Raw genomic sequence first — 6381 nt, forward strand, 5'->3', positions numbered from 1 at the left:
TTCCAGGACCGATGCTGCGAAAGAACGCTGTGCCCAGGCCAGCAGATTCACCGTATTGCGGTGTTCGATCATCACCCCCTTGGGCCGGCCCGTGGAACCGGAGGTGTAGATCACATAGGCCAGATGCGCCGAGGTCAGACCATCCATCGATAGATTCGACACCGACCGATCCTGCCAGTGCGACTCGTCCAGATTGATGATCGGCTTGATGATCGGCACGGGCGGACGCGGTCAGCAGCAGGGTCGAGGTCGATGTCTGCGCCAGAACCGCAACCGGAGCGCTGTCTTCCAGCATATAGGCGAGACGTTCGACAGGATAAGCCGGGTCAGGGTCGAGGTCGATGTCTGCGCCAGAACCGCAACCGGAGCGCTGTCTTCCAGCNAAAGGCACAAAGCATTCATAGACCGATAGGTCGAAGTTCAACGACGTGGAGAACAGGACTTTCATGGCGAGCAGATGGTCGACCACCTCAATTGCACCACCGCACACCAAAGGCACAAAGCATTCATAGACCGATAGGTCGAAGTTCAACGACGTGGAGAACAGGACTTTTTCCAGGACCGATGCTGCGAAAGAACGCTGTGCCCAGGCCAGCAGATTCACCGTATTGCGGTGTTCGATCATCACCCCCTTGGGCCGGCCCGTGGAGCCGGCCGGAGGTGTAGATCACATAGGCCAGATGCGCCGAGGTCAGACCATCCATCGATAGATTCGACACCGACCGCGATAGATTCGACACCGACCGATCCTGCCAGTGCGACTCGTCCAGATTGATGATCGGCACGGGCGGACGCGGTCAGTAACAGGTTCAAGGTCGATGTCTGCGCCAGAACCGCAACCGGAGCGCTGTCTTCCAGCATATAGGCGAGACGTTCGACAGGATAAGCCGGGTCCAGTGGTACAAGGTTCAAGGTCGATGTCTGCGCCAGAACCGCAACCGGAGCGCTGTCTTCCAGCATATAGGCGAGACGTTCGACAGGATAAGCCGGGTCCAGTGGTACATAGGTAGGCACCACCGGCCTTCAGCACCGCCAGCACCGCGACCACCATCTCCACACTCACCACCGGCCTTCAGCACCGCCAGCACCGCGACCACCATCTCCACACTACGCTGCATGCAGATCGCCACGCAATCAATCATCCGGGCATACGCCCAACTCGCGCAGAGAATGGGCCAGACAGTTGGCACGTGCATTCAATTCGCCATACGTCAGCGACACTTCACCCTGCACCACCGCGATGGCGGAGGGTGTCCGTGCCACCTGTGCCTCGAACAACTCATGCACACAGGCATCGCGTGGATAATCCTTCGTCGTTGCATCCGGGCATACGCCCAACTCGCGCAGAGAATGGGCCAGACAGTTGGCACGTGCATTCAATTCGCCATACGTCAGCGACACTTCACCCTGCACCACCGCGATGGCGGAGGGTGTCCGTGCCACCTGTGCCTCGAACAACTCATGCACACAGGCATCGCGTGGATAATCCTTCGTCGTTGCGCGATGGCGGAGGGTGTCCGTGCCACCTGTGCCTCGAACAACTCATGCACACAGGCATCGCGTGGATAATCCTTCGTCGTTGCATTCATTCCACTGCATCAACAGCTGATGGCGCTCAGCCTCGTCCAGCAACGGCAAACATCCAACAAGCTGATCTTCAGCACCATCGGTCACCATCGCATCCAACAGATGCCGCCAATGGCCCATCCATCGTCGGTCACCATCGCATCCAACAGATGCCGCCAATGGCCCATCCATCGCTCCACCGTCGCATGCTCGAACAGCGCGGTGGCATAGGTCAGACTACCGACGATCCCCTCCTCACTCACTCTCGATCAACGACAACGACAGGTCGAACTGCGCGCTCGTCTGTGCAACACCCAATCCACTGGCCTCGATTGCGCCAAGATCCAGCGTGCCCTGCGGTGTGTTCTGCCACGCGAACATCACCTGGAACAGTGGCGTATGCGCCAGACTGCGTGGCGGTTGAATCCGACAACGACAGGTCGAACTGCGCGCTCGTCTGTGCAACACCCAATCCACTGGCCTCGATTGCGCCAAGATCCAGCGTGCCCTGCGGTGTGTTCTGCCACGCGAACATCACCTGGAACANGCTCCACCGTCGCATGCTCGAACAGCGCGGTGGCATAGGTCAGACTACCGACGATCCCCTCTTGGTCACCATCGCTTCCAACAGATGCCGCCAATGGCCCATCCATCGCTCCACCGTCGCATGCTCGAACAGCGCGGTGGCATAGGTCAGACTACCGACGATCCCCTCCTCACTCTCGATCAACGACAACGACAGGTCGAACTGCGCGCTCGTCTGTGCAACACCCAATCCGCTGGCGTCGAGCTCGCCAAGATCCAGCGTGCCCTGCGGTGTGTTCTGCCACGCGAACATCACCTGGAACAGTGGCGTATGCGCCAGACTGCGTGGCGGTTGAATCGCGTCGAGCTCGCCAAGATCCAGCGTGCCCTGCGGTGTGTTCTGCCACGCGAACATCACCTGGAACAGTGGCGTATGCGCCAGACTGCGTGGCGGTTGAATCAGCTAGCTCGACGACCTGCTCGAACGGGATGTCCTGATGCGCCTGCGCCTGCAGTGCGCGTTCCCTCACCGAGGCCAACAGTTGCGCCAGCGTCGGCGAGTTGGACAACTCCACCCGCAGTGCCAGCATGTTCATGAAAAACCCGATCAGCCCGCCTGCAGTGCGCGTTCCCTCACCGAGGCCAACAGTTGCGCCAGCGTCGGCGAGTTGGACAACTCCACCCGCAGTGCCAGCATGTTCATGAAAAACCCGATCAGCCCCTCGCTCGGTCTCCGAACGACTACGATTGGCCACCGGACTGCCGATGACGACATCATCTTGACCAGATAGACGCGATAGCAGTAGCGCCCAACTCGCCAGGAGCGTCATGTATAGCGTCAGGCCATGGCGCTGGCTCAGCGCCAACTCGCCAGGAGCGTCATGTATAGCGTCAGGCCATGGCGCTGGCTCAGCGCTTTGAGTGCCTGCGTCCGCTGCGGATCGACGACCACCTTCAGCATCGCACCGGCATGGTCCGTCCTGTCTCGCTGGACGTGGACGATCTGTCGGCAGTTCCAGCAACACCGGCGCACCGGATAGCGTTTCGCGCCAGTAGGTTGCCTGCTGGTCCAGTACCTCGCCCGTCAACCACTGCCGCTGCCAGCTTGCATAGTCGGCGTACTGGATCGGCAACGACGCCAGCGGATCGGCTTCGCCACGTGCGAACGCCCGATACAGCACGCTCAACTCATCGATCAAAATCCCCATCGACCATCCATCGGAGACGACGCCAGTAGGTTGCCTGCTGGTCCAGTACCTCGCCCGTCAACCACTGCCGCTGCCAGCTTGCATAGTCGGCGTACTGGATCGGCAACGACGCCAGCGGATCGGCTTCGCCACGTGCGAACGCCCGATACAGCACGCTCAACTCATCGATCAAAATCCCCATCGACCATCCATCGGAGACGATGTGGTGCATCGTGACGAAGAGGACGGATTCATCCTCGGCAAGGCGTATCAGCCGACCACGGATGAGTGGGCCTTGCTCCAACCAACGCAAATGGCGCTTGCGCTTCCTCGGTCAGGAGTTTCTCAAGCGCTTCCTCACCATCAGGTACCCCACACAGCTCGTGGGCGATCAGATGGAAGCCGCTTTCTTCAGCGGCGATTTGCTGCAATTCTCAAGCGCTTCCTCACCATCAGGTACCCCACACAGCTCGTGGGCGATCAGANCGATCAGATGGAAGCCGCTTTCTTCAGCGGCGATTTGCTGCAATTCTCAAGCGCTTCCTCACCATCAGGTACCCCACACAGCTCGTGGGCGATCAGATGGAAGCCGCTTTCTTCAGCGGCGATTTGCTGCAACGCCTGCCCATCCACCAGCGCGAAGGTCGTGCGCAACGACGCATGCCGGGCCACGATGCGATCCAACGCACGCCGCAGCGCCTGCGCATCCAACACACCGCGCAAATGCAAGCCGCCGCTGATGTGATACGCCTGACTGACACCCTCGAACTGCGATAGGAACCAGAGCCGCTGTTGTGCAAAGGACAGCACGCGCGGCGCATCCGGCTGCAATGGCAGGATCGGCGGCTGGCAAGACGGCACCGGACGAAGAGGCCACGCAGGCGGCAAGGCCCTTCAGCGTTGCATTCGCGAACAGCTCCGCTACGCCGATCTCAACACCCAATTCCTGACGCAGGCGCGAAGCAACTCGTACCGCCAACAACGAATGTCCACCGAGCGCGAAGAAGTTGTCGTGCCGCCCGATGCTCTCCAGATCCAGCAGCTCACGCCAAATCGCGGCAATGGTGTGTTCGATCGCGCCCTGCGGTACTTCATACGCAGGCGCCGCATAGGCCGAGCCATCCGGTGCGGGTAATGCCTTGCGATCCAGCTTGCCGTTCGGAGTCAGCGGCAGGCGATCCAACTGCATATAGGCGGCAGGCACCATGCCAACAACGAATGTCCACCGAGCGCGAAGAAGTTGTCGTGCCGCCCGATGCTCTCCAGATCCAGCAGCTCACGCCAAATCGCGGCAATGGTGTGTTCGATCGCGCCCTGCGGTACTTCATACGCAGGCGCCGCATAGGCCGAGCCATCCGGTGCGGGTAATGCCTTGCGATCCAGCTTGCCGTTCGGAGTCAGCGGCAGGCGATCCAACTGCATATAGGCGGCAGGCACCATGTAAGTAATCCGGCAACGTGTCCGACAGCCAACCACGCAAGCTTTCCACGCCAAGGGACTCGTGCGTCGCATCCTGCGTCGCAACCCAATACGCCACCAATCGCTTGTCGCTACCCGTGGCATCCTCCAGCGCCACCACCACACTCTCGCGCACATCCGCATGCGCGCTCAACCGGGCCTCGATCTCGCCCAACGCCACCACCACACTCTCGCGCACATCCGCATGCGCGCTCAACCGGGCCTCGATCTCGCCCAATTCGCTCGATGCGGAAACCACGGATCTTATGCGGAAACCACGGATCTTGACCGACCTGCTGATCGTTACGTCCCACGAACTCAATCGTGCCATCGGCACGCCAACGTCCCAGATCGCCACTGCGATACATTCGCGCCGTCGGGTCGGTACTAAATGGATCGGCGAGGAAGCGTTCAGCGGTCAAATCATCACGATTTAGATAACCACGCGCCACACCGGCACCACCGATGTAGATTTCACCCATCACACCCACCGGCACAGGCTGACGATGTGTGTCCAGCAAATAGAACTGTGTATTGGCCACAGGTTTGCCAATATGAGACACAAAACCTTCACTGCGCCCCATCGACACCCAACTCGAATAGGTCGTGGTTTCCGACGGGCCATATAGGTTGCACAGCCGTTCGACTTGCGTCTTGGCAAAAAGATCCTCAACAAGCTGACGCTTAAGTGCCTCACCGGCGACATTGACCGTCTGTACGCTCCGCCCCAATCCACCGGATTCCAACAATGCTTTCAATGCCGAAGGCACAGTGTTGATCAATGTGATGTCATGTTGACCTGTTTGCAGCGTCAGGAGATTGTCGACCACCTCAATCGCACCACCGCATATCAGCGGCGCAAAGCATTCGTAGACCGCCAGGTCGAAGTTCAACGACGTCGAGAACAGAGTTTTAGCCAGAACAGACGGCTCGAAGGAGCGCTGCGCCCAAGTCAGCAGGTTCACCGTGTTACGGTGCTCGATCATCACCCCCTTCGGACTACCGGTGGAGCCGGAAGGTGTAGATCACATAGGCCAGATGCGCCGAGGTCAGACCATCCATCGAGAGATTCGACACCGACCGATCCTGCCAGCGCGACTCGTCCAGCTTGATGATCGGCGCGGACGCGGTCAGTAACAGATTCGAGGTCGATGTCTGCGCCAGAACCGCAACCGGAGCGCTGTCTTCCAGCATATAGGCGAGACGTTCGACAGGATAAGCCGGATCCAACGGTACGTACGCACCGCCCGCCTTCAGCACCGCAAGCACCGCCACCACCATCTCCACACTGCGCTGCACGCAGATCGCCACGCGATCATCCGGGCATACGGTGTAGATCACATAGGCCAGATGCGCCGAGGTCAGACCATCCATCGAGAGATTCGACACCGACCGATCCTGCCAGCGCGACTCGTCCAGCTTGATGATCGGCGCGGACGCGGTCAGTAACAGATTCGAGGTCGATGTCTGCGCCAGAACCGCAACCGGAGCGCTGTCTTCCAGCATATAGGCGAGACGTTCGACAGGATAAGCCGGATCCAACGGTACGTACGCACCGCCCGCCTTCAGCACCGCAAGCACCGCCACCACCATCTCCACACTGCGCTGCACGCAGATCGCCACGCGATCATCCGGGCATACGCCC

General features: G+C 60.0%; 10 protein-coding genes. All 10 read right to left on the reverse strand.

Going from position 1 to position 6381, the window contains the following annotated elements; genetic code table 11:
- On the reverse strand, positions 1-625 hold a 625-nt coding region (locus tag XANALMUS060_RS22830), incomplete at its 3' end, for a hypothetical protein (protein WP_304413352.1).
- 509 nt (positions 626-1134) lie between these two features.
- On the reverse strand, positions 1135-1467 hold the full coding sequence (locus XANALMUS060_RS22835) for an AMP-binding protein (RefSeq protein ID WP_045739342.1): 333 nt from the start codon (positions 1465-1467) through the stop codon (positions 1135-1137).
- 203 nt (positions 1468-1670) lie between these two features.
- Positions 1671-1829, reverse strand: coding sequence for a hypothetical protein (locus XANALMUS060_RS20200; RefSeq protein WP_152640571.1), 159 nt, complete (start codon positions 1827-1829; stop codon positions 1671-1673).
- The gene (locus tag XANALMUS060_RS22770; RefSeq protein ID WP_255352396.1) at positions 1822-1947 is read right to left on the reverse strand and encodes a hypothetical protein; all 126 of its coding nucleotides are present in this window, start codon (positions 1945-1947) and stop codon (positions 1822-1824) included. The genes XANALMUS060_RS20200 and XANALMUS060_RS22770 overlap by 8 nt, the downstream gene beginning before the upstream one ends.
- Before the next feature lie 205 nt (positions 1948-2152).
- Complete coding sequence (locus XANALMUS060_RS22375; RefSeq protein WP_045739344.1) at positions 2153-2506, reverse strand: condensation domain-containing protein; 354 nt, start codon at positions 2504-2506, stop codon at positions 2153-2155.
- Positions 2507-3279: 773 nt separating this feature from the next.
- Entirely contained in the window at positions 3280-3591 is a 312-nt protein-coding gene (locus XANALMUS060_RS16305) for a condensation domain-containing protein (protein ID WP_082065217.1), read from the reverse strand.
- Between the two features lie 176 nt (positions 3592-3767).
- A complete protein-coding gene (locus tag XANALMUS060_RS22840; protein WP_045739346.1) occupies positions 3768-4139 on the reverse strand; it encodes a condensation domain-containing protein in 372 nt (123 codons plus the stop codon).
- A 303-nt stretch (positions 4140-4442) separates the two neighbouring features.
- Positions 4443-4718, reverse strand: a complete 276-nt coding sequence (locus XANALMUS060_RS22845; RefSeq protein WP_052688228.1) for a phosphopantetheine-binding protein — start codon at positions 4716-4718, stop codon at positions 4443-4445.
- Positions 4719-4828: 110 nt separating this feature from the next.
- Positions 4829-5722, reverse strand: coding sequence for an AMP-binding protein (locus tag XANALMUS060_RS22850; protein WP_304413353.1), 894 nt, complete (start codon positions 5720-5722; stop codon positions 4829-4831).
- Between the two features lie 13 nt (positions 5723-5735).
- On the reverse strand, positions 5736-6381 hold a 646-nt coding region (locus tag XANALMUS060_RS22855; protein WP_304413354.1), incomplete at its 5' end, for an AMP-binding protein.

Origin of the sequence: Xanthomonas sp. MUS 060, assembly GCF_000963215.1 — a bacterium.
GTDB lineage: Bacteria > Pseudomonadota > Gammaproteobacteria > Xanthomonadales > Xanthomonadaceae > Xanthomonas_A.